Source organism: Burkholderia aenigmatica, from assembly GCF_902499175.1.
In the GTDB taxonomy this organism is placed as follows: domain Bacteria; phylum Pseudomonadota; class Gammaproteobacteria; order Burkholderiales; family Burkholderiaceae; genus Burkholderia; species Burkholderia aenigmatica.
This window is the reverse complement of record NZ_CABVQC010000069.1, coordinates 19,093-42,954: the sequence shown is the minus strand read 5'-3', so window position 1 is coordinate 42,954 and position 23,862 is coordinate 19,093. Positions and strand designations below refer to the sequence as shown.

Genomic DNA, 23,862 nt, shown 5'->3' with positions numbered 1-23,862 from the left:
GGAAACAGCGCCACGTAAAGTGCGGAACCGGTGAGCGCGCGGCAATTCAGCGCGCGTTCGCCCGCCGCGCCGTTCGTCCCGCTTCATCCGCCCCGGCCGCGTCACTGCCGGCCGGCAGGATGCACGCGAGGAACGCGTCGATCGCGGGGCTCTGGCGGCGCGCCTTCAGGTAGTACACGTATTCGTCGATCGTCGTGTCGACGCCGCGCAGCGCGATCACGCGCAGGTCCGGATGACGTTCGGCCTCGCCGAGCGGAAACAGGCTGCCGCCCACCTCATGCAGGATCGCCTCGCGGATCGCTTCGCGGCTGCCGATCTCGGCAACCGAGACGGCCGCGACACCGGCCGCCTCGAGAATCGTCTCCGTGCAGCGGCGCGTGACCGAGCCTTCCTCGCGAATCAGCAGCCGCACGTCGGCGAGCCGCGCCGGATCGATCGCGTCGAAGCGCGCGAGCGGATGGTTGCGATGCACGACGAGCACGAGCGGGTCGGTCGAGATCACCTTGCGTTCGAGGCCGTCGGCATCGTTGCGCTGCGACGAGACGGCGAGATCGATGCGGAATTCCTGCAGCGCCTGCAGGATCTCCTCGGAGTTGCCGATCCGGCACGTGAGCGCGATCGACGGATGCGCGTTCGAGAAGCGGCCGACCGCCTCCATGATGTAGTAAGGCCCCGTCGCACCGATCCGCAGCTGGCCTTCGAACAGGCCGCCGACGTTGCGCAGCATGATGTCGGCCTGCGCTTCGAGCGCGATCATCTTCTCGACGAGCGGCAACAGCTCGATCCCCGTCTCGGTGACCTCGAGCTTGCGGCCGCTGCGGTAGAACAGCTCGACGCCATACACCTGCTCGACCTGCCGGATCTGCGCGGCGATCGTCGGCTGGCTCACGCCCAGGTGACGCGCGGCGCGCGTGATGCTGCCCTGCCGGACGGTCGCGTGGAACGCCTTCAGCTGATCGAACACGACTCGGCTTCCCCCTCTGTATCGCGCGTCAGCGTAGCGCATGCGTATGTCGGCGGGATGAAAGGCGCGTCGTGTGCCACTTCGAAAAAATTCTTGTGGGTAACCCAAAGAAACCTGCGGTAACCGGTCACGGCCGGGACATGCCGATGCGGGGTAATAGCGGCGACGCAAACCGCCGGCCCCGCTCGACTGGCGCCCCCACTCCTACCGACAACAGGGTTCTCTTCATGTCCTCGAACAATCGACGCGATTTCCTGCGCCTCGCCGCGCAGTCGGCCGGCGCGATGGCCGCCTACGCGGGCTTCCCGCCCGCGATCCGCAATGCGCTGGCGATGCCGGCCGCCTATCGCACGGGCACGATCCGCGACGTCGAACACGTCGTGATCTTCATGCAGGAAAACCGTTCGTTCGACCATTACTTCGGCGGGCTGCGCGGCGTGCGCGGCTTCAACGACCCGCGCCCGCACCTGCTGCCGAGCGGCGCACCGGTGTGGCAGCAGCCGCCGGCGTCGGTGTTCACGAAGAACTACCATTCGCGCGGCCTCGATCCGTCGGCGCCGTACGTGCTGCCGTTCTACCTCGATCCGAAGCAGACGACCGAATTCCAGCCGGGCACCAACCACGGCTGGAGCAGCGGCCACCTGTCCTGGAACAACGGCCAGTGGGACCAGTGGGTGAACCAGAAGCAGGACGTGCTGACGATGGGCTACCTGAAGCGCCAGGATCTCACGTACCACTACGCATTGGCCGACGCGTTTACGATCTGCGATTCGTACTTCTGTTCCGCACACGCCGACACCGCGCCGAACCGCATCTACCTGTGGACCGGCACGGTCGACCCGCGCAACATCTACGGCAACCCGCCGAACGGCCCGGGCATTGGCGAGCGCGACGACGTGAACGGCTACACGTGGACCACCTACGCGGAACGCCTCGAGAACGCAAAGATCAGCTGGAAGGTGTATCAGGGCGGCACGGGCATCCCGGGCGACCCGACCGACAACTACACCGACAATTCGCTGATGTTCTTCAAGCGCTTCCAGGTGAAGGAAGGCGCGAGCGGCCCGCTGGTCGACAAGGGCGCGTCGGACCACACGCTCGCCGAGCTGAAGGCCGACGTGCAGGCGAACCGGCTGCCGCAGGTGTCGTGGATCGTGTCACCGTACAAGTACAGCGAGCACCCGCAGGCATCGCCGACCGACGGCGCGTTCTACATCAACATGGTGCTCGAGGCGCTCACGTCGAACCCGGAGGTGTGGGCGAAGACGGTGTTCATCCTCAACTACGACGAGAACGACGGGCTGTTCGACCACGTCGTGCCGCCGGTGCCGCCGGTGACGAGCGGCGTGGGCGGCCAGGGCATCGTGTCGTCGAACCTGCTGTCGAATCTCGGCGACGAGCTGCTCGACCTGAACAAGTACCCGGGCGAAATGAGCCCGCTCGTGCCGGGCGCCGACCCGGGCGGCATCCAGCCGATCGGCCTCGGGCCGCGCGTGCCGCTGATCATCATCTCGCCGTGGACGAAGGGCGGCTGGGTCTGCTCGGAGACGTTCGACCATACGTCGGTGCTGCGTTTCCTCGAAGCGCGCTTCGGCGTGAAGGAGCCGAACATCAGCGCATGGCGCCGCTCGATCTGCGGCGACCTCACGTCGGCGTTCGACTTCTCCGCACGCCCCGATACGCGCACGGTGAGCTTCACGGTGCCGCAGCACATCGCGACGGCCGGCCAGGCGTACCAGGTGCCCGCGCAGCAGTCGATGCCGGCGCAAGAGCCCGGCACGCGGCCGGCACGCGCGCTGCCGTACGAGCTGTTCGTGCACAGCCGGGTGAGCGCGCACGACGACAGCGTGTCGCTCGACTTCGCGAACACCGGTGACGCAGGCGCGGCGTTCTACGTGTACGACCGCCGCAACCCGACGACGCCGCCGCGTCGCTACGCGGTGTCCGCGCATGACCGCTTCGTCGATACGTGGAACACGTCGGCCGCGCGCGGCGATTACCATCTCGCGGCATACGGCCCGAACGGTTATCTGTGCGAGTTCCAGGGCAACACGCGGCTCGCGGCGGACGGCCGCCACGCGAACCCCGAAGCGCGGATCGGCTACGACGTGCGCAACCGCCACGTGTATCTGCAACTGCGCAACAGCGGGCGCGCGACGTGCCGCGTGACGGTCGACAACGCGTACAGCCATGCGCATGCGCGCACCTACACGCTGGAGCCGGGCGAGCGCGTCGAGGATCACTTCGAGCTGTCGTCGAGCCACGGCTGGTACGATCTGACGATCACCGCGACGACGCTGCGCGGCGGCGACGACAAGGTCGTGCGCCGCTTCGCGGGCCACGTCGAGACGGGCCGGTCGAGCCACAGCGATCCGGGGCCGGTGAAGCACACGACGGCCTGACGGCCGGCACGCGTCGCGCGATACGGGCGAGGTCGGCCCGTCGCGCGACTGCCGCCTGCCGGGTGCGTTTCGGTTGCATCCCGGCAGGCGGGATTGGCTTTTGGAAACTGAAAACTGTTGACAATGTGCCGGGCTGAGGGTATATAAGGATCATTCGCCGATATGGCGCCCTCGATTTCTACCGCAGCCTTGCTGCCTGCCCGACCATGACAGCCCCGAACGCGCTCAGCGCCATCGAACTCCTGCAAAGCCAGTCGCTCGCGATGATCGTCCAGGACATGCTCGAGCGCGCGATCGTCTCCGGCGAATACGCGCCGGGCGAGAAGCTCAACGAAGTCGAGATCGCGACCAAGCTGAACGTGTCGCGCGGCCCCGTGCGCGAAGCGTTCCGCGCGCTCGAACAGGCCGGCCTGCTGCGTAACGAGAAGAACCGCGGCGTGACGGTGCGCGTCGTGCCGCTGCGCGAGGCCGAGGAGATCTACGAAGTGCGCGCGATGCTCGACGAATCGGTCGCGCGCGCGCTCGCCAAGCGCATCTCGCCCGACACGCTGAAGGTGCTGAAGGGCATCATCCAGTCGATGAAGGACGCCGCGAAGACGCACGACGTCACGCGCTATACCGAGCTGAACGTGCAGTTCCACGACGCGATGGTCGTCGGCGTCGGCAATACGCACCTCACCGATACCTACCGCCGGCTCGTGCGCCAGCTCGGCCTGCTGCGCCAGGCCGCGATCGAGGCCGAGGAGGATGCGATCGCCGTGTCCGCCGCCGAGCACGACAAGATCGTCCAGGCGCTCGCGGGCGGCGACGAGCAGCAGGCGGTGGCACTCGTGCGCGAGCACGTCACGCACGGTCTCGCGCGCATGCGCCGCACGCACGAGCAGGGGCTGCCCGCGACGGGCAAGGCGGCGCGGGAGAAGACCGTGCGCGCGTAAGCGCCCGGCGACGCCCGCACGGGTTGCCGCGCAAAAGCAAAGGGACGCTTCGCAGCGTCCCTTTTTCATTGCGTCTTCAGGTCATGCGGGTCCTGCAGGTCGACGCATCGTCACGCCTTGTCGGCTTTCCCCGCCGCGCTCGCGAATTTCGCGAGCCACGTGTCGACAGCCGCCGGCGGCCGGCTCTCGTCCTCCGCGCGCTCCTTGCGGCGGATCGCATTGCGCACGACGTGCGCGCCGACATAGCGGATCGGTTCCGGCGGGAACGCCCCAAGCGGGCCGCGCACGATCGGGCTGCGCGTCCACGCGTTGTCGAGGCCGAGCACGAGCGACGACAGGATCTGCCCGCCCATGTAGGTCGGCCCCACGCCGTTACCCGAGTAGCCGAAGCCGTAGAACACGTTCGGCGCATCGTCGAGGCGGCCGAAGAACGGGAAGCCGGTGACGGATCGATCCGACGGCCCGTTCCAGCTTGCCGTGACTGGCACGCCAGCGAGCGACGGAAAGAATTCGCGCAGGCTTTGCGTGAGTTGCGCCTCGTACGGCGAGCGCCGGTCGAACACGGGTGCGATACGGCTGCGCCACGAGAACGTGTTGCCGCCCTTGCCGAGCATCAGCCGCCCGTCGGCGGTGGTGCGGTAGTAGTAGACGAAGATCCGCGAATCGAGCACCGACACGCCGTCCACGAGCCCGGTCTGCTCCAGCAGCTCGGGGCATTTCTCGGTGATGACCATGTCGCTCGACACGACCGCGATCGTGCGCTCGAACTGCGGGAAGCGGCTCGCCATCCACGCGTTGATCGCGAACACGAGCTTGCCCGCGCTCACGCTGCCGGACGGCGTGCGAACAACGGCCGGTTGCCCGGGCGTGAAGTCGAGCATCGGTGTGCGTTCGTAGATCCGGATGCCCATCGCGAGCGCGACGCGGCGCAGCCCGCGCACGAGCTTGCCGGGATGCACGGTCGCGGCGATCGGCGAGTAGACGCCGTCGAGATTGCGTGCGGAACCCGAGCGGCGCGCGACTTCGGCGGGCGGCAGCGGCTCGTAGCTGTGAATGCCGCACGCGGCGAGCGCGTCGAGCACCGGCGCGAGCGTGCCGACCTGCGCGCGCGACGTCGCGGTGTACAGCGTGCCGTCGAGCCGCAGCTCGGCATCGATGTCGTGCGCGCGGCAGAAATCGGCGATGTGCTGTACGGCCGCTTCGGATGCCTTCACGAGCCGGATCGCCTCGGCTTCGCCGAACAGGCGCCGCAGCGTCAGGAATTTCGCGGACCACGTGAGCAGGCAGCCGCCGTTGCGACCGCTCGCGCCGGCGCCGCACAGGTCGGCCTCGACGATCGCGATGTCGAGCGCGGGGTTCTGCTGCTTGGCCTGGATCGCGGTCCAGAGCCCGGTGAAGCCGCCGCCGACGATGCACACGTCGGCCTGCGTCGCGCCTTGCAGCGCGGGGGCGAGATCGCCGTCGTTGAACAGCGCTTGTTCGATCCAGAAGGGGCGCATCGGAGGGTTCTTCGAAAAGGGGCCGTGCCGCGCACGGCCCGAAACAACTGGCCGCCGCGTGCGAACGTGCACGCGGCGGGGACCATCACGTCACGTCGTCCTGCGTCACGTCAGGCGGCCGCTTCGGCCGACACGCGGCGCACGCCCATCGCGCGCAGCGTGTCGGCGATCGCGGCGACGGCGCCCGGGATGCCGGCTTCGCCGAAGTGGCCGATGCAGCCGACCCGGAACGTCTCGACCTCGGTCAGCTTGCCCGGATACAGGATGTAGCCGCGCTTCTTGACCTCCTGATAGAAGCGCTTGAAGTCGTAGTTCGGATCGTCCGGCGCATGGAACGTGACGATGATCGGTGCCTGGATCGCCGGATCGAGGAACGGCCGGAAGCCGAGCGCGAGCATCCCGTCGATCAGCGCGCGATAGTTGCGCTGGTAGCGGCCGCCGCGCGCGGCGAGCCCGCCTTCGTCAACGTATTGCCCGACGGCTGCGTCGAGCGCCGCGACTACGTGCGTCGGCGGCGTGAAGCGCCACTGCGTTGTGCGCTGCATGTAGACCCACTGGTCGTACAGGTCCATCGCGAGCGAGTGGCTGTTGCCTTCGCAGCGTTCGAGCGCGCTGCGCTTCGCGATCACGAAACCGAGCCCCGGCACGCCTTCGAGGCATTTGCCGGATGCCGCGATCACCGCGTCGAACGGCGTCGTGCGCGCGTCGATGTCGATCGCGCCGAACGAGCTCATCGCATCGACGATCAGTGCGCGGCCGTGCTTCGCGACGACCTGCGCGATGTCGTGCAACGGGTTCAGTACACCGGCGCCCGTTTCGCAGTGCACGAGTGCGACGTGCGTGATGGTCGGATCGGCGACGAGCGCGCGCTCGACGTCGGCCGGATCGACGCGGCGATCCTCGCTGTAGTCGATCGTCGTCAGCTTGCGGCCGAGCACACGGCAGATCCTCGCGATGCGCTGGCAGTACGCGCCGTTGTTCGGCACGAGCACGTGGCCGTCGCGCGGCACGAGCGTGCCGATGGCCGCTTCGACCGAGAACGTGCCACTGCCTTGCAGCGGCACGCATTCGTGCGTGCCTTCGCCGTGCACGATCTGCAGCAGGCGTTCGCGCAGCCGCGCGGTGATCGCGTTGAAGTCGCTGTCCCACGATCCCCAGTCGCGCAGCATCGCGTCGCGCGTGGTGTCGGAGGTCGTCAGGGGGCCTGGGGTGAGCAGGATGGGCTGGGCGGCGAGCGTCATGGTGTCTCCTTGATGAAGTCGGGACGTCACGTGAATGCGGTTAAAAAATCAGTGGCGATGCGGGTTGCGCCAGGCCTGCGTACGGCGCAACAGTCGATGCGAGATGCACGCGAACAGCACGCACGCGAACGACGACGTCGCGAGCACGAGCGTGGCCATCGCGGCGGCCGGGCCCATCTGGCCCGCGTCGTCGAGGTTCAGGATCGCGACCGACGCGGGCTGCGTGTCGGGCGAGTAGAGGAACGCGACGGCCGAGACCGTGGTCATCCCGTTGACGAACAGGTAGCGCGCGATCAGCAGGATCGCGGGCAGGCACACGGGCACGGTCACGCGCAGGAAGGTCTTGTAGAACGGCACCTTCAGCGATGCGGACACGGCCTCGAACTCGCTGTCGATCTGCCGGAGCGCGGTGACGGCGGTCAGGTGGCTCGACGCGTAGTAGTGCACCACCGTGACGATCGCGAGCAGCCACAACGACCCGTACAGCCCGTTCAGCGGATTGCCGGGCGCGTTGAACAGGAAGATGTAGCTGATGCCGAGCACGAGCCCCGGCACGCCCATCGGCAGGATCGCGCACAGGGCGATGAAGCCGCGCAGCCAGCGTGCGCCGCGCGTCTTCTCGATCAGGTATGCGCCGCCGAACACGACGATCGTGCCGCCGAGCGCCACCGTCGCGGCCATCCGCAGGCTGTTCTTGTACGCGTCGAAGATGCCCGCGCCGATCAGCCCCATCTTGTAGTGCTGCAGCCCGAGACTCATCTGGTACGGCCAGAACTTCACGAACGACGCGAACACCGAGATGCCGACCACCGCGATGAAGAACGCGCACACGAGGCCGCAGTACGCGAGCATCGCGGCGTCGAAGCCGCGCGACGGCTTCGGCTGATACGGCGTCGAGCGTGCGCCGAGCTGCGACTGCTGGCGGCGGCGGATGAAGAAGTCGACGCCGAACGCGACGAGGGCGGGGCACAGCAGCATCAGGCTCACGACCGCGCTGCGGTTGAAGTCCTGCAGGCCGATGATCAGCTTGTAGATGTCGGTCGACAGTACGTTGTACGAACCGCCGATCACCACCGGCACGCCGAAGTCGTTGATGCACATCGTGAACGCCACCATCGTCGCGCTGATCAGCCCGTACTTCGCGCCGGGCAGCGTGATCGTGAAGAACTTGCGCGTGCGGCTCGTGCCCATCGCGTCGGCGGCCTCGTAGAGCCGGCCGTCGGCAAGCGACAGCGCGGTGACGAGGATCATCAGCACGTGCGGGAACGACGCGTACACCATGCTCAGCACGATGCCCGGCAACCCGTAGATCGAATGGCCGTGCAGCAGCGGCTTCAGCAGCCCCGCGTTGCCGAACCAGTAGATGAACGACACCGCGGACAACAGCGTCGGCGCGAGCAGCGGCAGCAGCGCGACGGTACGCGCGGCGTTCTTGAACGGCATGCACGAGCGGGTCAGCGCATACGCGAACGTGAACGCCATCGGCACGACGATCGACGTGACGAGCGCGCCGACCGTCAGCGAATGCAGCATCGAGCGCAGCACGCCGCTGTCCTCGAGATACTCGATGAAGTTGTGCGCGCCGACGAATCGCCCGTCCGCATCGACAAAGCATTTCTGCACGACGAGCGCGAGCGGCAGCAGCAGGAACATCGACATCAGCGCGGCCATCGCGACGAGCGCGAGCTGCGCGATGCGGTCGTGCCAGTGCGTGATCTGCCGCACGTCGGCGGGGGCGGAGGCGCCGCGGCGGCGCTCGGTCAGGACGGTGCTCATTGCAGTCGCTCCTTCGCGCTCGGGAACACGCGGACATGGTCGCGATCGAGCGCGAGGTCGATACGCGCGCCGGCCTGCACGCCGGTGCGGTCGACGTCGTGATACGACAGGTCGGCGACGATCTCCTGGCCGTCGAGCCCGTCGATCCGGAAGCTCACGCGGCAGAACGCACCGAGGAATTCGAGCTTCTCGACGCGGCCGGCCAGCACGTTGTCGGCCGTTTGGCCCGGCACGCAGATGCGCAGGTCTTCAGGCCGCACGTACACCGACACCGCCGCGCCCTGCGCGGGGCGGGCCGTGCCATGGCGGCAGTCGAGGCCGACCGCGCCCGCGCGCAGCGTGCCGTCCTGCGCGACTTCGGCGGGAATCGTGTTGACGCGGCCGATGAAGTCCGCGACGAACGGCGACGCGGGCTGCCGGTAGATTTCGAGCGGCGTGCCGATCTGTTCGATCACGCCATGGTTCATCACGACGATGCGATCGGCCATCGACAGCGCTTCTTCCTGGTCGTGCGTGACCATGATCGTCGTCACGCCGAGCCGCTGTTGCAGTGCGCGGATTTCCTGGCGCAGCCGCACGCGCACCCGTGCGTCGAGTGCCGACAGCGGCTCGTCGAGCAGCAGCAGGCCGGGGGAGGTGGCGAGCGCGCGCGCCAATGCGATGCGCTGCTGCTGGCCGCCGGACAGCTGGCCCGGATGCTTGCGATGGCTGTCGGGCAGGCCGACCAGCGCGAGCAGCGTGTGCACGCGCTCGTGGATCGCGTCGCGCTTCATCTTCCGGTTCACGAGCCCGTACGCGACGTTGTCGTACACCGTGAGGTTCGGGAACAGCGCGTACGACTGGAACACGATGCCGTAGTCGCGCAGTTGCGGCGGCAGCCGCGAGATATCGCGGCCGTCCTGCATGATGTGGCCGGCGTTCTGCGTCTCGAGCCCCGCGATGATCCGCAGCAGCGTGGTTTTCCCGCAGCCGGACGGCCCCAGGAAGCAGATCATTTCGCCCTTCATCACGCTCAGGTTGATGTCGGTCAGGACCTGCGTGTCGTTGTACCGCTTCTCGATGCGTTCTACGCTCAGATAAGGTGCCATGCGCGCCTCCATGCTGGGGCGGCCCGGGGGCCGGATTCGACGACGGAAAGGGTGGCGCGGGGCGGCGCGCGGCGCGGCCCCGCTGCCGGTCGCGGCGTTACTGCTGCGTTTTCGAGCCGTAGCGCTTCTGCCACGTGTCGAGAATCGACTGGCGGTTCTTCGCCGACCACACGAAGTCGTTCTTCACGAGCAGCTCCGAGTAGTTGTCGGGGATACCGGTGAGCTTGCGCGCGACACCCGGGTACGCGACGATCGCCCACCAGCGCGCGGTGATCTGGTTCGCATCCTTGCTCGCCATGAAATCGGCCAGCTTCTTCGCGGCATCGGGCTGCTTCGTCGTCTTCATGATCGCCGTGCCTTCCATGTCCCAGCCGAGCCCTTCCTTCGGGAACACGAGATCGATCGGCGCGCCCTGCGACTGCAGTTCGTGGCCGCGGAACTCGAACGAGATGCCGATCGGGAATTCGCCGGTGCCGGCGAGCGTGCACGGCTTCGAGCCCGAGTGCACGTATTGAGCGACGTTCTTGTCGAGCGCGTCCATGAATTTCCAGCCCTTGTCGTCGCCGAAGGTCTGCAGCCACGCGGTCACGTCGAGGTAGCCGGTGCCGGAGGAAACCGGGCTCGGCATCACGATCGCGCCTTTATAGACGGGCTTCGTCAGGTCCTCCCACGACGTCGGCTTCGGGATGCCCTTCGCCTGCGCGGCGACGCGGTTGTAGCAGATCGTCGCGCCCCACACGTCCATGCCGACCCAGTGCGGCGGCGTGTTCGCGTCGCTGTACTTGCGCGTGAGCTGGTCGAAGCCCTTCGGCGCGTACGGCATCAGCATCCCCTGCAGGTCGAGCAGCGTGAGGCTCGACGCGGCGAGGCCGAGCACGACGTCCGCGCGCGGGTTGTTCTTCTCCGCGAGCAGCTTCGCGGTGACCGAGCCGGTCGAGTCGCGCACCCAGCGGATCTCGATATCGGGGTTCGCTTTCTCGAACGCGTCCTTGTAGGGCTTCATTGCCTCGTCTTCCAGCGCGGTATAGACGAGCAGCGACGTCTTCGCGTGCGCCGCCTGCACCGCGCCGAGCGCGACCGCCGCGGCCAGTGCGAAGCGGGCCGCGCCCGCCGCCCATGCGTTCAAACGCTTGTTTACCGGCACTTCGTTCATCTTCAGACCCCTTGACTGTGGCGCCGCGGCACGCGGCGGATGAGTGGAGACCAGCCCTCTTGCTGCTACGTTGTTTTGCTTTCTGTTCTCTGCATGTTGTTGACAATCTACAAATCATCAATTTTAATGTCAAGCATGGAAAACACCTCCCTTCGGCGCGACGCGGGCGCCGACGGCTCTACCCTTCGAACTGAAAGGAATGAACGTCATGAATGAAACGCCTGTATTCGTGGAAGTGAACGGCCGCCGCTACAACTGGATGAGCCGGCCCGTGGTGGTCGTCTGCGTCGATGGCTGCGCATACGAATATCTGGAAGAAGCGGCCGAGGCCGGCGTCGCGCCGTTCCTGCGCACGCTGCTGAAGCCGGGCACGGCGCTCAAGGGCGAGTGCGTGGTGCCGAGCTTCACGAACCCGAACAACCTGTCGATCGTGACAGGCGTGCCGCCGGCGGTGCATGGGATTAGCGGCAACTACTTCTACGATCGCGACACCGGCGCCGAGGTGCTGATGAACGATCCGAAGTACCTGGTCGCACCGACCGTGCTCGCGACGTTCGCGGAGCAAGGCGCGAAGGTCGCGGTCGTCACCGCGAAGGACAAGCTGCGCCGCCTGCTTGGCAAGGGGCTGAAGGGGATCTGCTTCTCGTCGGAGAAGGCCGACGAAGCCAGCCTCTCGGAAAACGGCATCGACAACGTGCTCGAACTGGTCGGCAAGCCGGTGCCGAGCGTGTACAGCGCGGATCTGTCCGAATTCGTGTTCGCGGCCGGCGTGCGCCTGCTCGAGACGCGCCCGATCGACCTGATGTACCTGTCGACGACCGACTACGTGCAGCACAAGTGCGCGCCCGGCACGGAAGGCGCGAACGAGTTCTACGCGATGATGGACAAGTACCTGCAGCGCCTCGACGAACTCGGCGCGATCGTCGCGATCACGGCCGACCACGGGATGAACGCGAAGCACGACGATGAAACCGGCGAGCCGAACGTGATCTACCTGCAGGAACTGTTCGACGAGTGGCTCGGCGAGGAGGCGGCGCGCGTGATCCTGCCGATCACCGACCCGTACGTCGTGCACCACGGCGCGCTTGGTTCGTTCGCGACCGTCTACGTGCCGGCGACGGCCGATGCCGAGGCGCTGCGCGCGCGGCTCGCCGCGGTCGACGGCATCGAGGTCGTGCTGACGGGCGCCGAAGGCTGCGCGCGCTTTGAACTGCCGCCGGCGCGGATGGGCGACCTGATCGTGATCTCGAAGCAGGACGTCGTGCTCGGCACGCGCCGGATCAAGCATGACCTGTCGGGCCTCGACGTGCCGCTGCGCTCGCACGGCGGGATCTCCGAGCAGATCGTGCCGCTGATCTTCAGCAAGCCGGTCGCGGGCGACGTCACGGGCCGCGCGCGGCTGCGCAACTTCGACATCATCGACATCGCGCTCAACCATCTGCAGTGATGCGCACGCATCCGTAAGGGGACACACTCATGAACGCCATTGCAGCATCGACGGACGTCCGCGAGATTCGTCGCGAAGCACTGCGAATCGACGGCGAACGGATTCATCGGGACGCGGTAATCGAAGTGCGCAACCCGTACGACGGCTCGCTGGTCGGCACCGTGCCGAAGGCGACGCTGGACGACGTGCGGCGTGCGTTCGCGACCGCACGTGCGTACCGGCCGACGCTCACGCGCCACGATCGCGCGGCGATCCTGCGCCGCGCGGCCGATATCGTGCGCTCGCGCACGGCCGAGATTGCAGCGCTGATCACGGCCGAGGCAGGGTTGTGCATCAAGGATTCGACGTATGAGGCCGGCCGCGTCGCCGACGTGCTGACGTTCGGCGCCGGTGAAGTGCTGAAGGACGACGGGCAGATCTTCTCGTGCGACCTGACACCGCACGGCAAGAAGCGCCGCGTGTACACGCAGCGTGACCCGCTGCTCGGCGTGATCTCGGCGATCACGCCGTTCAACCACCCGATGAACCAGGTCGCGCACAAGATCGTGCCGTCGGTCGCGACCAACAACCGGATCGTCGTGAAGCCGTCGGAGAAGGTGCCGCTGTCGTGCTACCTGTTCGCGGACATCCTGTACGAAGCCGGCCTGCCGCCGCAGATGCTGCAGGTGCTCACCGGCGACCCGAAGGAGATTGCCGACGAGCTGATCACGAACCCGGCGATCGACCTCATCACGTTCACCGGCGGCGTATCGATCGGCAAGTCGATCGCGTCGCGGATGGGCTACCGGCGCGCGGTGCTCGAGCTTGGCGGCAACGATCCGATCATCGTGATGGAAGACGCCGATCTCGACGAAGCGAGCACGCTCGCGGTGTCGGGTTCGTACAAGAACTCGGGGCAGCGTTGCACCGCGATCAAGCGGATGCTCGTGCACGAGTCGGTGGCCGATCGCTTCACGGAGCTGGTGGTCGAGAAAACGAAGGCGTGGTCGTACGGCAATCCGGCCGATCCGTCGGTCGACATGGGCACGGTGATCGACGAGGCAGCCGCGAAGTTCTGCGAGCAGCAGGTGAACGACGCGATCGCGCGCGGTGCGCGGCTGCTGGTCGGCAACGTCCGCGATGGCGCGCTGTATTCGCCGACGGTGATCGATCGCGTGACGCCCGACATGCCGCTGGTGAAATATGAAACCTTTGGCCCGGTGTCACCGATCATGCGTTTCCGCGACATCGACGAAGCGATCCGGATGTCGAACAGTACCGACTATGCGCTGTCGTCGTCGGTCTGCACGAACCGCTTCGACAACATTACGCGCTTCATCACCGAGCTGGAAGTCGGCAGCGTGAACGTGCGCGAAGTACCGGGCTACCGGCTCGAACTGACGCCGTTCGGCGGCGTGAAGGATTCGGGGCTCGGCTACAAGGAAGGCGTGCAGGAAGCGATGAAGAGCTTCACGAATACGAAGACGTATTCGCTGCCGTGGTAAGCGACGTGTAATGCGGACGCGCCGGCTCGAAGGCCGGCGCGCGGAATGTCCCCCGGCGGGATGCGCCTGCGACAGGCGCCAGGCGACGGTCAATCGTCGTCGTCGCGGTGATGTCGCCAGCCGCGATGCCAGCCGTTGTCGTGCCGGTAGCGGCGATAGCGATATTCGCCGTAGTACGGACCGTAATAGACGGGCGCAGGCTCGTACACGACGGGCGGCGGCGTGTAGTAGACAGGCGGCGGCGCCTCGATCACCGGCCCCGGTACGCCGAAGTACACGCCGATGTCGGCATGCGCGAACGCACTTGCCGACAGGCAGGCGGCCGCGATGCCGAGAGCACTGGACAACAGGATGCGTTTCATTTGCCGTTCACTCCGCTCGTGGGGGCTAGGCCCGCGAGCAACAGGTTCACCTGTCTTCATGGTACGTAGCGCATGCCGAATGGGTGATACCGCGGTGTCGCTTCTGTAACCGCTGGTAACGAATCGTCGGACGATCGTCGTGCTGCATCGCGACGGATTTCATCTGCGGAATGAGCGTGGCTGGCCGGCGCGTTATTCGACGCGCTCATATCGATAGCCGATTTGCGTTTTTGCCGGGCCTCGACGCGTCGGTAGAATTCGCGGACCTCTCGAACGGCATGCATGTGCCTCGGGAATATTCCCTCCAATCATTCGGGGTCCGCACCATGAAATTCCTTCGCTCCATCCTGGTCGTCGCCATGCTGCAGGCCGTTTCGGTCACGAGCGCACTGGCTGCCGACGACCTGTCGCAGATCAAGTCGTCCGGCGTGTTCCGGGTCGGTACCGAAGGCACCTACGCGCCGTTCACGTACCACGACGAAACCGGCAAGCTGACGGGCTTCGACGTCGACATCGCGACTGCGATCGCGCAGCGTCTCGGCGTGAAGCCGCAGTTCGTCGAAGGCAAGTGGGATGGGCTGATCGCGGGTCTCGACGTGAACCGCTACGACGCGGTCGTCAACGAAGTGTCGATCACCGACGCGCGCAAGGCGAAATACGATTTCTCGACGCCGTACATCACGTCGCGCGCGGTGCTGATCGTGCGCGCGGACAACACGACGATCCGCTCGTTCGACGATCTCAAGGGCAAGAAATCCGCGAACACGCTGACCAGCAATTTCGGCAAGCTCGCGGCCGCGCACGGCGCATATGTGGTGCCCGTGCAGGGCTTCAACGAATCGATCGACCTGCTGAGCTCGGGGCGCGTCGACGCGACGATCAACGATTCGCTGTCGTACCTCGATTTCCGCAAGCACAAGCCGGACGCGAAGCTGAAGATCGCGGCGACCGACACGGGTGGCGCCAGCGACGCATCGGGCGTGCTGCTGCGCAAGGGCAGCCCCGCGCTGGTGGCCGCGATCGACAAGGCGCTCGCGGACATCAAGGCAGACGGCACCTACGCGAAGATCTCGCAGAAGTATTTCGGCCGCGACGTGTCGCAGCCGTGACGCGAGGTTGAACGATGCCGGCCTGGCTTCACCTGATGGCGGAATCGCTGCGGCCCCTGCTCGTCGCGGGGCTCGTGTTCACGGTTCCGCTCACGCTCGCGTCGTTCGCGATCGGCCTGCTGCTCGCCTTCGGCGCGGCGCTCGTGCGGCTGTTCGGGCCGCGCTGGGCGCAGGCCGCCGTGCGTTTCTACATCTGGCTGTTTCGCGGTTCGCCGCTGCTCGTGCAGTTGTTCGTGATCTTCTACGGCCTGCCGAGCGTCGGTATCGTGCTCGATCCGCTGACGGCCGCCGTGATCGGTTTCTCGCTGAACGTCGGCGCGTACAACGCCGAGGTGATCCGTGGCGTGATCGAATCGATTCCGAAGGGGCAGTGGGAGGCCGCATACTCGATGGCGATGACGCGCCCGCAGGCGCTGCGCCGCGCGATCCTGCCGCAGGCCGCGCGCGTCGCGCTGCCGGCGCTGTCGAATGCTTTCATTTCGCTCGTGAAGGACACGTCGCTCGCGGCCGTGCTGACCGTGCCGGAGATCTTCCAGGCCGCGCAGCGGATCGCGGCCGTGACCTACGAGCCGATGATTCTCTATACGGAGGCTGCGCTGATCTATCTGCTGCTCAGCTCGGTGCTGTCCACGCTGCAGCGTCGCCTCGAAATCCGCTTCGGCCGTCACGCGCTGTTCCAGGCGGAGTGGCGATGATCCGGCTCGAACGCATCGACAAGTCATTCGGCACGCATCGTGTGCTGCACGGGATCGACCTCGCGTTGCAGCCCGGCAGCGTGACGGCGCTGATCGGGCCGTCCGGCAGCGGCAAGAGCACGCTGCTGCGTTGCGTGAACCTGCTCGAAGTGCCCGAGGCGGGCGCGCTGACGGTCGGCGATGCACGCATCGACTTCTCGCCGGCGCACCGGCCGGCGCGCGACGCCGTATTCGCGGTGCGTCGCCAGACCGGCATGGTGTTCCAGAACTTCCAGCTGTTTCCGCACCTGAGTGTCGTGCAGAACGTGATGGAAGGGCTCGTCACCGTGCAGCGCTGGCCGCGCGAACGGGCCCGCGAACGCGCGCTCGCGCTGCTCGAGAAGGTCGGCATCGCGGACAAGGCCGACGCGTGGCCCGGCACGCTGTCGGGCGGCCAGCAGCAACGCGTCGCGATCGCACGTGCGCTCGCGCCGTCGCCGCAGGTGCTGCTGTGCGACGAGCCGACGTCGGCGCTCGATCCGGAGTTGTCGGTCGAAGTGGTCGAGGTGCTGCGCCAGCTCGCGCGCGAAGGCACGACGATGCTGATGGCGACGCACGACCTGCGCCTGGCCGCATCGATTGCGCACGATGCGGTGTTTCTCGCGGAGGGCCGCGTCGTCGAGGCCGGTGCGTCGCGCGACCTGTTCGGCGGCCCGCGCGATCCGCGCACCGCGAAGTTCATCTCGACGCTCGCGCAGGGCGTGCCGGTGTTCTGACGCGACCCGTGACAAACGGCACCGGCGGCGTCAACCTTGCCCTGATCCGTCGAGCACCGCCGCGACGATCGCCTCCGGCGCATCTTCCTGCACCAGATGGCCTGCGCGCGGCACCCTGATCAGCTGGCCGTTCGCGATGCGATCGGCCAGCGCCTGGCCCTGTTCGAGCGGAATCCACGCATCGTCCTCGCCCCACACGATGCGCACCGGAAAGTCCGGCAGCGCGTAACGTGCCTCGGCTTCCTCGATGTAGCGCTGGCGCATCTGCGCGATCTGGCGATAGAACGCGGCCTGACCGTCGGGTGTGAGCCACGGCGCGCGGTAAATCGACAGCGCGTCGTCGCTCAGCGGCCGGGCGACCGCATTGCCGAGATAGGCCGTCACGAGCGCGTGATGCGCATACGCGGGCAATCCGGTGAAGGCGGCTTCGTGCTGCGCGACGTGGCGCACGAACGGCGAACCCTGCGGCGCGATCGCGACCGGATTCACGAGCGTGAGGTCCGCGTAGGCGACGCCGTCGAGGAAGTGTGCGCGCAGCACGGTTGCGCCGCCGTAGTCGTGCGCGAGCACGCGCGGGCGTGAAATCTTCCACTCATCGAGCATCGCGCCGAACAGCCCGTTCTGGCGGCCGAGCGACACGTCCGCGTCCGGCATGTCGGATTGACCGTAGCCGAGCAGGTCGTAGAAGAACACGCGATGACGCCGCGCGAGCCACGGCGCGATGCGGCGCCACACCTGCGACGAAAACGGCGTGCCGTGCACGAGCACGAGCGGCGGGCCTTCGCCGAGCGTGCCCCAGGCAATCCGGTGGCCTTCGAATGTGAAGCGATTGGCGAGTTCGAGCATCGGCATCTCCGTGCTAACCTGTTTTGGTTGTTAACAGGTTACTCCGGATCGTCCGGGTGTGAAACTGATAGGTGAAATTAAATGGTTACTCGATACGAGCCTGAGCGATCTGCGCACGAATGGGGTGCGGCCGATTTCGTCGGCGGCCATCCGGCGCTCGACTTCCTCAATACGGTGGCCGACACGGGCAAGACGCGCGACGCGGACAAGCTCGTCGACTGGCCGGCCGTGCATGCGTGGGCGGAACGATCGGGGCTGTTGGCGCCGGCCGATCTGGCGCGGCTTCTGCGTCATGCGCGGCAGGACGGTGCGGACGCATTGGCGACGCTGCATCGCTTTCGCGAGGATGCCTACACCGCGATCGCGCACCTGACTGCCGGTGGTGGCGGCACGGCCGGCGCGCGCGCGGCGGACCGGCTCGCCGTCGCGATCCGAGAGGCGATCGGGCGCAGCGCGTTCGATGCGGTCGACGGCCGGTTCGCATGGCGGCCCGACGCGCGCGCCGCATCGCGCTGGGTCGATGCGGCTGCGCTCGGCTTCGAGCAGCTGCTGCGCAGCGACGATTTCGCGCGGGTGCGGCAGTGCGGCCGGTGCACGTGGTTCTTCGTCGATCGCGGCCGCGGCGTCGGGCGCCGCTGGTGCGACATGCGCACGTGCGGGAACCGCGCGAAGGTGGAGGCGTTCAGGGAGCGGTGACGCGCGCGCCGGGCCGGTTGCCGTGCCACGCGGTGCGCGGCCGGCGCGCGAGCGTCATCGAGCGGCTTCGTGCTGCGGGTGTTCCGGCCAGAGCGTCACGGCGATGAACAGCCCGGCCGCGAGGAACGGCGCGCCGATCACGAACAGGATGGCCGTGAGGCCCCAGCGATCCCAGAAGCGGTCGACGATCGCGCGCTCGGGGGTGACGGGGTCGTACAGCACGTTGACCGCTTCGCCTTCGTGCAGGCCCGGATGCGACGACGCCGAGCCCTGGGCGAACGTGATCTGGCGTCCGCTGTCGGTCGTGAACGCGACGATCGCCGAATACAGCGACGTGCGCGAGCGGGTCGAGCGCGCGTTTTTCGCGATCTCGACGACGTGGCCGGTCGAGCGCGCGTAGTGGTGGACGATCTGCCACTGACGCAGGCCGGCCGCGCCGGCACCGGCGACGAAGCCCGTGCCGATCGCGATCGGAATCAGCACAATCGCGATATCCCAGCGGCTCCGCGCGTGCTTGCGGGCAGGGCGGGCCGGCTGCGGGGCGGACGACCGGCGGCGGCGTTCGCCGACGATCAGGAGGCCGCCGATCGCGAACGACGCGATGGCGAGCAGCGCCGGCACGGCGGCTGGAAACCAGCGTTGCGCGAAATCGTCGATCAGTGCGGGGCGGTCGGGGTGGGTCGGGTCGAGCCATACCTCGACGTTCTCGCCGATGTCGTAGGCGGGGACGGTCGATGCGGTATTGCCGGCGACTTCGCGGCGCTGGCCGTCGTTCGCGAGATACGCGACGATCGGCCGATACGCGCGCATCGCGTCGCTGTCCTGCACGATGCGCACGACGGTGCCCGGCGCCCGAACCAGCTGGCCGGTCGCCTGGCCGGCCGTGACGGCTAGCATGCCGGCCAGCACGAGCAGCAGGACGCCGAGCGCGATTGCGACGAGCGCGTCTTTACCCGGCATGACCGGATCCGGTTCGTGCGTCGCACTGCGGATGCCGGTGTGATCGGGGGAGTGGCGTGTCCCGACGGACTCGCCGATATCGGCGCAACCAGGCTCTCTGAATGGTCGCGTCTCGGTTACATGCTTCCATGTGTGACGTCCCATGTTCTCTCAGTGCCGGCGGGCAAACGGCAGTGCCTGCGCCGGTCGTGTGATATTTGTCGGACGATTCTAGCGGAAACGATGCGGAACGGGCGTGCGGTGGCGTACTGCGAAAGGGGGGGGGCGTCGCGAGTGCGGCGGCGGAAAAGGAAAAAGCCCGGTCAGCTTTCGCTAACCGGGCTTCGGAATTCCTGGTGGGGCGTGAGTGACTCGAACACTCGACCTACGGATTAAGAGTCCGCTGCTCTACCAACTGAGCTAACGCCCCCAACAGAAGAAAGATTATGCACGGGTATTTCAGACCTTGCAAGCCCTTTCTGCAAATTTCTCAAAATATTTCGTCACGACTACGGCAGCTGTCGGCCCGATAACGAGCGATCGCAGTTTCCGCGCTCCCGGTATGATGACGCCACCGTGTTGCGCGGCGGTCGCGCAACGCTTTCTGGGCTTTCGAAGATGGACGAAAACGCAGTCCGCGAATTGCTGGATCGCCTGCTGGCCCCCTGGGTCCGCTCGCTCGGTCTGGTCCCTGTGTCGATCGGCGACGACAGCGTCACGCTGCGCCTGCCGTTTTCCGGCGAATTCCGCCATTCCGGCGGTGTGATCTGCGGCCAGGTGTTCACGGCGGCCGCCGACACCGCGATGGTGGTCGCGATCTCGGCCGCGCTCGGCGAGTTCCGGCCGATGACGACCGTATCGTTGAACACGAACTTCATGCGTCCCGTGCGCAAGGGCGACGTGCTCGTCACCGCGCGCGTGCTGCGGATGGGCCGCAATCTCGTATTCGGCGAAGTCGAGCTGTTCGACGAGGACGGCAAGATGGCGGTCCACGCGACGTCGACCTACGCGCTCGTCAGCTGAGCGGCGCGATGTTCGACCAGATCGTCTTCGCGGGCGGGGGCAATCGCTGCTGGTGGCAGGCCGGCTTCTGGGATGTCGCCCAGCCGGCGCTCGGCTTGCGCCCGCGCGTGATCACCGGCATCTCGGCCGGCGCGGCGACCGCGTGCATGCTGTATACGCGCGACGCCGCCTGGGTGATGCGCTATTACGAAGAGGCGCTGCGCCACAACCGGAAGAACGCGTACTGGGGCAACCTGTTCGGGCGCGAGCCCGTGTTTCCGCATTACCGGATTTACCGTCAGGCGCTGCTCGACATCTACGGCGAGCCGTTCGCGCAGCTTGCCGCGGCGCCGGAGATCCGCATCGGCGTGTCGCACGTGCCGCGCTGGCTCGGCGCGCGCAGTGCAGTCGCCGCCGGCCTCGTCGCGTACAACATCGAGAAGTACGTGCGCAAGACGCTGCATCCGACACTCGGGCGCACGCTCGGCTTTCGGCCGGAATTCGTGCGCGCGCAGGCCTGCACGCGAGTCGACGAACTTGCCGACCTGATCCTGCAGTCGTCCTGCACGCCGCCGTTCACGCCGGTGCTGCGACGCGGCGGCCGGCCCGTGCTCGATGGCGGGATGGTCGACAACGTACCGGTCGACGCGCTCGACCCGACGCCGGGCGACGTGCTGGTGCTCGTCACGCGGCTGTATCCGCGCCCGCAGATGTTCACGGTCGCGCATGGCGAGCAGCGGCGGCTGTACGTCCAGCCGTCGAGCAAGGTGCCGATTTCGAGTTGGGATTACACGAGCCCGTCGCAGATGCGGCATGCGTACGACCTCGGGCGGCGCGACGGCGAGCATTTCCTCACGCGCGTCGACGCGATGACGGGCGGCCGCGTGGCCGCCTGATGGCGGGAATCGGAAAAGCGGGCCGCGCGGCGTGCGCAGCCCGTGCGGTCAGCGCTTGCGGATCGGCGTCAGCGCTTCCGGGTTGGCGACGCTCGACATGTCGCCGTCGTCGAATGCGAGGATGTTCCGGAACGCTGCACTGAAATACAACTCGTAGCTTTCGCGCTCGACGTAGCCGATGTGCGGCGTGCAGATCACGTTTTCCATGCGCAGCAGGCTGTAGCCCTGCAGGATCGGCTCGCTCTCGAACACGTCGATCGCGACCATCCCCGGACGGTTGTGCGACAGCGCGTTGACCAGCGCATTTTCCTCGAGCAGTTCGGCGCGGCTCGTGTTGACGAGCAGCGACGTCGGCTTCATCCGCATCAGGTCTTCCTGCTTCACGATCCCGCGCGTGTCGTCATGCATGCGCAGGTGCAGCGACAGCACGTCGCTCTGCTCGAACAGTGCTTCGCGGCTTTCGGCGGCCGTATAGCCGTCGGCGCGCGCGGCCTCGAGCGAATGCTCGCGGCCCCAGATCAGCACGTTCATCCCGAACGCCTTGCCGTAGCCGGCGACGAGCCGGCCGATCTTGCCGTAGCCCCAGATGCCGAGCGTCTGGCCGCGCAGCACCTGGCCGAGGCCGAAGTTCGGCGGCATCGCCGACGTCTTCAGGCCCGACTGCTGCCAGGCGCCCTGCTTCAGGTTCGCGACGTACTGCGGAATGCGGCGCTGGGCGGCCATCACGAGCGCCCAGGTCAGTTCGGCGGGCGCGACCGGCGAGCCCGTGCCTTCGAGCACCGCGATGCCGCGGTCGGTACAGGCCTCGAGATCGATGTGGCTCGACACGCGGCCGGTCTGGCTGATCATGCGCAGGTTCGGCAGCTTGGCGAGCAGTTGCGACGAAATCGGAGTCCGTTCGCGAATCAGCACGAGCGCCTCGACTTCCGCCAGACGGCTGGCGAGCTGTCCCAATCCGCGCACCGTATTGTTGAAGACCTTCACGTCGTGGTCGGCAAGCATCTCGAAGCAGTTCAGCTTGCGGACGGCGTCCTGGTAGTCGTCGAGGATGGCAATTTTCATGGTGAGCGGGTGTCGCGCGTTGAAAGCGGCGGTGGCGGCGGCGCACGTCGCGCACCCGTCCCGCCCGGCCGGGGCCGACATGATGCTACGTCGGCCGCCTCCATGGTGTCTTTTTAACAGGTTGTTACGCTCCGCCGCAATTGGCGGCAGCCTGACCCGGCGCCGCTTGCGAGACGGGTGGAAGGGTGCGCTGTTGTGTCGCATCAAATACGTCCTTCCTGATTCGGCCACTTACTCGACGAGGTTCACCCAATTGTTGCTCCAATCAGAATAATTGGATCAACTATCCGCAGAAGGCGAGGATTTTTGACTATTTTTATCGTCAACCGGGGCCTTGTTGAGCAACTCTGCATCATTTCCGCTGTCGTAGGAGAATTACGCATTTGCTTCATCTTTTTGAAGTTGTAACAGCGGCAGGAGTCGTTTATGGATCATTTGCAGTCGATGCGCGTGTTCGTCAAGGTTGCAGATCTCGGCAGTTTTGCGCGGGCCGCGAGTGCAATGGATATCTCCAACGCGGTCGCGACGCGTCACGTCGCCGATCTGGAAGGCCGGCTCGGCACGCGTTTGCTGAACCGCACCACGCGCAGCCTTTCCCTGACGGAGTCGGGCCAGGTCTATCTGGAGCGTGCCCGGCAGATCCTCGATGAGCTCGAGGACGTCGAACAGATGGTCGTCGCGCGCAATCACGAGCCGGTCGGCACGCTGCGCATCGTCGCGCCGGTCGTGTTCGGCCTGCATAACCTCGCGCCCGTGTTGCAGTCGTACACGGAGAATTTCCCGAAAGTGGTGCCGGATCTCACGCTGGTCGACCGGCAGGTCGATCTCGTCGAGGAAGGCTTCGACGTCGGCATCGTCGTCACGCGCCAGATGCGCAGCGCGAGCATCGTCACGCGGCGCCTGACTACCGGCTGCATGACCGTGTGCGCGACGCCGAGCTATCTGGAGAAGCACGGCGTGCCGACCCATCCGGAGCATCTCGCCGAGCACCCGAGCCTGAGCCTGCCGACCGAATACTGGGGCGACGAGCGCGTGTTCACGGGGCCGGACGGCGAAGTGCGCGTGCGCCCGACCAACGTGATCGTCGCGAACAATACCGCGATGCTGCGCCAGTTCGCGCTGCTCGGGATGGGCGTCGCGATCCTGCCGAGCTACCTGATCGGCAGCGACATCGCGCGTGGCGCGCTCGTGCGGCTGCTGCCGGATTTCCGGCTGCCGCAGGTCGAGATCAACATCGCTTACCCGAGCCGGCGCCATCTGCCCGCGAAGGTGCGCACGTTCATCGACCACCTCGTCGAGCATTTCAGCCACTCGACCGACGCGATGATGGGCGAGCAGTGGGCCGCGCAGAGCTCTGCGCTGGCGCCGATCGGTGTCGAGACGCGTGCCGAGCAGCCGGAAGCGGCCGACCCGAACCTGTCGCCGCGCCTGCCGCGTTCGTCGCGCACGCGCGTCGCGGTGCCGTCGCCGCTGTAACGGCGCGACGGCCGGGCGGCAGTTGCCGCCGGCAC

The 23,862-nt window shown here is 67.0% G+C and carries 21 protein-coding genes and 1 tRNA gene; 11 read left to right on the top strand and 11 right to left on the bottom strand.

All coding sequences use genetic code 11. The annotated features are described in order from the left end of the window. Positions 1-46 precede the first annotated feature (46 nt). Positions 47-964 (bottom strand): LysR family transcriptional regulator, encoded by a 918-nt coding sequence (locus tag BDO18943_RS34455; protein WP_175025780.1) that lies wholly within the window; start codon positions 962-964, stop codon positions 47-49. 227 nt (positions 965-1,191) lie between these two features. Between BDO18943_RS34455 and BDO18943_RS34450 the strand changes: the two genes are divergently transcribed. Further along, positions 1,192-3,366 (top strand): phosphocholine-specific phospholipase C, encoded by a 2,175-nt coding sequence (locus BDO18943_RS34450; RefSeq protein WP_175025779.1) that lies wholly within the window; start codon positions 1,192-1,194, stop codon positions 3,364-3,366. A gap of 206 nt (positions 3,367-3,572) precedes the next feature. Beyond that, positions 3,573-4,301, top strand: coding sequence for a phosphonate utilization associated transcriptional regulator (locus BDO18943_RS34445; protein ID WP_175025778.1), 729 nt, complete (start codon positions 3,573-3,575; stop codon positions 4,299-4,301). Between the two features lie 110 nt (positions 4,302-4,411). Here BDO18943_RS34445 and BDO18943_RS34440 read toward each other — a convergent pair whose 3' ends face one another. The 5 genes from BDO18943_RS34440 to BDO18943_RS34420 all read right to left on the bottom strand — a co-directional run bounded on the left by BDO18943_RS34440 (position 4,412) and on the right by BDO18943_RS34420 (position 11,058). Further along, positions 4,412-5,800, bottom strand: coding sequence for an FAD-dependent oxidoreductase (locus BDO18943_RS34440; protein ID WP_175025777.1), 1,389 nt, complete (start codon positions 5,798-5,800; stop codon positions 4,412-4,414). Between the two features lie 110 nt (positions 5,801-5,910). Beyond that, positions 5,911-7,041 (bottom strand): 2-aminoethylphosphonate--pyruvate transaminase, encoded by a 1,131-nt coding sequence (locus BDO18943_RS34435; RefSeq protein ID WP_175025776.1) that lies wholly within the window; start codon positions 7,039-7,041, stop codon positions 5,911-5,913. Between the two features lie 48 nt (positions 7,042-7,089). Then, on the bottom strand, positions 7,090-8,817 hold the full coding sequence (locus BDO18943_RS34430; protein WP_175025775.1) for a putative 2-aminoethylphosphonate ABC transporter permease subunit: 1,728 nt from the start codon (positions 8,815-8,817) through the stop codon (positions 7,090-7,092). Then, positions 8,814-9,905 carry a putative 2-aminoethylphosphonate ABC transporter ATP-binding protein gene (locus tag BDO18943_RS34425; protein ID WP_175025774.1) on the bottom strand — a complete coding sequence of 364 codons (1,092 nt, stop codon included), beginning with the start codon at positions 9,903-9,905 and terminating at the stop codon, positions 8,814-8,816. Before BDO18943_RS34425 ends, BDO18943_RS34430 begins: the two co-directional genes overlap by 4 nt. Before the next feature lie 97 nt (positions 9,906-10,002). Beyond that, complete coding sequence (locus tag BDO18943_RS34420) at positions 10,003-11,058, bottom strand: putative 2-aminoethylphosphonate ABC transporter substrate-binding protein (protein WP_175025773.1); 1,056 nt, start codon at positions 11,056-11,058, stop codon at positions 10,003-10,005. Between the two features lie 208 nt (positions 11,059-11,266). On the opposite strand from BDO18943_RS34420, the gene phnA reads away from it, so the two are divergent. Further along, positions 11,267-12,505 carry a phosphonoacetate hydrolase gene (gene phnA / locus BDO18943_RS34415; protein WP_175025772.1) on the top strand — a complete coding sequence of 413 codons (1,239 nt, stop codon included), beginning with the start codon at positions 11,267-11,269 and terminating at the stop codon, positions 12,503-12,505. Between the two features lie 29 nt (positions 12,506-12,534). Beyond that, entirely contained in the window at positions 12,535-13,989 is a 1,455-nt protein-coding gene (phnY, locus tag BDO18943_RS34410) for a phosphonoacetaldehyde dehydrogenase (protein ID WP_175025771.1), read from the top strand. An 89-nt stretch (positions 13,990-14,078) separates the two neighbouring features. Here phnY and BDO18943_RS34405 read toward each other — a convergent pair whose 3' ends face one another. Further along, entirely contained in the window at positions 14,079-14,351 is a 273-nt protein-coding gene (locus tag BDO18943_RS34405) for a hypothetical protein (protein WP_175025770.1), read from the bottom strand. Between the two features lie 326 nt (positions 14,352-14,677). On the opposite strand from BDO18943_RS34405, the gene BDO18943_RS34400 reads away from it, so the two are divergent. From BDO18943_RS34400 to BDO18943_RS34390, 3 genes are read left to right on the top strand one after another with little or no spacing between them, the layout of a single operon-like run. After that, the gene (locus tag BDO18943_RS34400) at positions 14,678-15,460 is read left to right on the top strand and encodes an amino acid ABC transporter substrate-binding protein (RefSeq protein WP_175025769.1); all 783 of its coding nucleotides are present in this window, start codon (positions 14,678-14,680) and stop codon (positions 15,458-15,460) included. A 14-nt stretch (positions 15,461-15,474) separates the two neighbouring features. Next, the gene (locus BDO18943_RS34395; RefSeq protein WP_043184753.1) at positions 15,475-16,155 is read left to right on the top strand and encodes an amino acid ABC transporter permease; all 681 of its coding nucleotides are present in this window, start codon (positions 15,475-15,477) and stop codon (positions 16,153-16,155) included. Next, positions 16,152-16,910, top strand: a complete 759-nt coding sequence (locus BDO18943_RS34390; RefSeq protein ID WP_175025768.1) for an amino acid ABC transporter ATP-binding protein — start codon at positions 16,152-16,154, stop codon at positions 16,908-16,910. Before BDO18943_RS34395 ends, BDO18943_RS34390 begins: the two co-directional genes overlap by 4 nt. A 30-nt stretch (positions 16,911-16,940) precedes the next feature. On the opposite strand, the gene BDO18943_RS34385 is transcribed toward BDO18943_RS34390, so the two are convergent. After that, on the bottom strand, positions 16,941-17,756 hold the full coding sequence (locus BDO18943_RS34385; RefSeq protein ID WP_175025767.1) for an alpha/beta fold hydrolase: 816 nt from the start codon (positions 17,754-17,756) through the stop codon (positions 16,941-16,943). A gap of 81 nt (positions 17,757-17,837) precedes the next feature. On the opposite strand from BDO18943_RS34385, the gene BDO18943_RS34380 reads away from it, so the two are divergent. Then, positions 17,838-18,452 (top strand): CGNR zinc finger domain-containing protein, encoded by a 615-nt coding sequence (locus tag BDO18943_RS34380; RefSeq protein ID WP_175025766.1) that lies wholly within the window; start codon positions 17,838-17,840, stop codon positions 18,450-18,452. Between the two features lie 54 nt (positions 18,453-18,506). On the opposite strand, the gene BDO18943_RS34375 is transcribed toward BDO18943_RS34380, so the two are convergent. Together BDO18943_RS34375 and BDO18943_RS34370 are read right to left on the bottom strand one after the other, a co-directional pair. Then, positions 18,507-19,556 (bottom strand): DUF3592 domain-containing protein, encoded by a 1,050-nt coding sequence (locus tag BDO18943_RS34375; RefSeq protein WP_175025765.1) that lies wholly within the window; start codon positions 19,554-19,556, stop codon positions 18,507-18,509. Positions 19,557-19,745: 189 nt separating this feature from the next. Beyond that, positions 19,746-19,821 (bottom strand) — tRNA-Lys (locus BDO18943_RS34370). Between the two features lie 188 nt (positions 19,822-20,009). Here BDO18943_RS34370 and BDO18943_RS34365 point away from each other — a divergent pair. Beyond that, entirely contained in the window at positions 20,010-20,414 is a 405-nt protein-coding gene (locus tag BDO18943_RS34365; protein ID WP_027785770.1) for a PaaI family thioesterase, read from the top strand. A gap of 8 nt (positions 20,415-20,422) precedes the next feature. Next, positions 20,423-21,289, top strand: coding sequence for a patatin-like phospholipase family protein (locus tag BDO18943_RS34360; protein ID WP_043184747.1), 867 nt, complete (start codon positions 20,423-20,425; stop codon positions 21,287-21,289). A gap of 48 nt (positions 21,290-21,337) precedes the next feature. Here BDO18943_RS34360 and BDO18943_RS34355 read toward each other — a convergent pair whose 3' ends face one another. Then, positions 21,338-22,351: a D-2-hydroxyacid dehydrogenase family protein gene (locus tag BDO18943_RS34355; protein WP_043184746.1), complete on the bottom strand. Its 1,014-nt coding sequence runs from the start codon at positions 22,349-22,351 to the stop codon at positions 21,338-21,340. Positions 22,352-22,777: 426 nt separating this feature from the next. Here BDO18943_RS34355 and BDO18943_RS34350 point away from each other — a divergent pair, with 426 nt between their 5' ends. After that, entirely contained in the window at positions 22,778-23,827 is a 1,050-nt protein-coding gene (locus tag BDO18943_RS34350; protein ID WP_043184745.1) for a LysR family transcriptional regulator, read from the top strand. The last annotated feature ends 35 nt before the right edge of the window (positions 23,828-23,862 follow it).

What these genes read in the sequence shown, in the direction of transcription:
- BDO18943_RS34390 (WP_175025768.1), top strand. Translation starts at nt 16,152, where the DNA reads ATGATCCGGCTCGAACGCATCGACAAGTCATTCGGCACGCATCGTGTG.
- BDO18943_RS34400 (WP_175025769.1), top strand. Translation starts at nt 14,678, where the DNA reads ATGAAATTCCTTCGCTCCATCCTGGTCGTCGCCATGCTGCAGGCCGTT.
- BDO18943_RS34355 (WP_043184746.1), bottom strand. Translation starts at nt 22,351, where the DNA reads ATGAAAATTGCCATCCTCGACGACTACCAGGACGCCGTCCGCAAGCTG.
- BDO18943_RS34430 (WP_175025775.1), bottom strand. Translation starts at nt 8,817, where the DNA reads ATGAGCACCGTCCTGACCGAGCGCCGCCGCGGCGCCTCCGCCCCCGCC.
- BDO18943_RS34385 (WP_175025767.1), bottom strand. Translation starts at nt 17,756, where the DNA reads ATGCTCGAACTCGCCAATCGCTTCACATTCGAAGGCCACCGGATTGCC.
- BDO18943_RS34380 (WP_175025766.1), top strand. Translation starts at nt 17,838, where the DNA reads ATGGTTACTCGATACGAGCCTGAGCGATCTGCGCACGAATGGGGTGCG.
- BDO18943_RS34425 (WP_175025774.1), bottom strand. Translation starts at nt 9,905, where the DNA reads ATGGCACCTTATCTGAGCGTAGAACGCATCGAGAAGCGGTACAACGAC.
- phnY (WP_175025771.1), top strand. Translation starts at nt 12,535, where the DNA reads ATGAACGCCATTGCAGCATCGACGGACGTCCGCGAGATTCGTCGCGAA.
- BDO18943_RS34420 (WP_175025773.1), bottom strand. Translation starts at nt 11,058, where the DNA reads ATGAACGAAGTGCCGGTAAACAAGCGTTTGAACGCATGGGCGGCGGGC.
- BDO18943_RS34365 (WP_027785770.1), top strand. Translation starts at nt 20,010, where the DNA reads ATGGACGAAAACGCAGTCCGCGAATTGCTGGATCGCCTGCTGGCCCCC.
- BDO18943_RS34450 (WP_175025779.1), top strand. Translation starts at nt 1,192, where the DNA reads ATGTCCTCGAACAATCGACGCGATTTCCTGCGCCTCGCCGCGCAGTCG.
- BDO18943_RS34350 (WP_043184745.1), top strand. Translation starts at nt 22,778, where the DNA reads ATGGATCATTTGCAGTCGATGCGCGTGTTCGTCAAGGTTGCAGATCTC.
- BDO18943_RS34440 (WP_175025777.1), bottom strand. Translation starts at nt 5,800, where the DNA reads ATGCGCCCCTTCTGGATCGAACAAGCGCTGTTCAACGACGGCGATCTC.
- BDO18943_RS34405 (WP_175025770.1), bottom strand. Translation starts at nt 14,351, where the DNA reads ATGAAACGCATCCTGTTGTCCAGTGCTCTCGGCATCGCGGCCGCCTGC.
- BDO18943_RS34445 (WP_175025778.1), top strand. Translation starts at nt 3,573, where the DNA reads ATGACAGCCCCGAACGCGCTCAGCGCCATCGAACTCCTGCAAAGCCAG.
- phnA (WP_175025772.1), top strand. Translation starts at nt 11,267, where the DNA reads ATGAATGAAACGCCTGTATTCGTGGAAGTGAACGGCCGCCGCTACAAC.
- BDO18943_RS34360 (WP_043184747.1), top strand. Translation starts at nt 20,423, where the DNA reads ATGTTCGACCAGATCGTCTTCGCGGGCGGGGGCAATCGCTGCTGGTGG.
- BDO18943_RS34435 (WP_175025776.1), bottom strand. Translation starts at nt 7,041, where the DNA reads ATGACGCTCGCCGCCCAGCCCATCCTGCTCACCCCAGGCCCCCTGACG.
- BDO18943_RS34395 (WP_043184753.1), top strand. Translation starts at nt 15,475, where the DNA reads ATGCCGGCCTGGCTTCACCTGATGGCGGAATCGCTGCGGCCCCTGCTC.
- BDO18943_RS34375 (WP_175025765.1), bottom strand. Translation starts at nt 19,556, where the DNA reads ATGGGACGTCACACATGGAAGCATGTAACCGAGACGCGACCATTCAGA.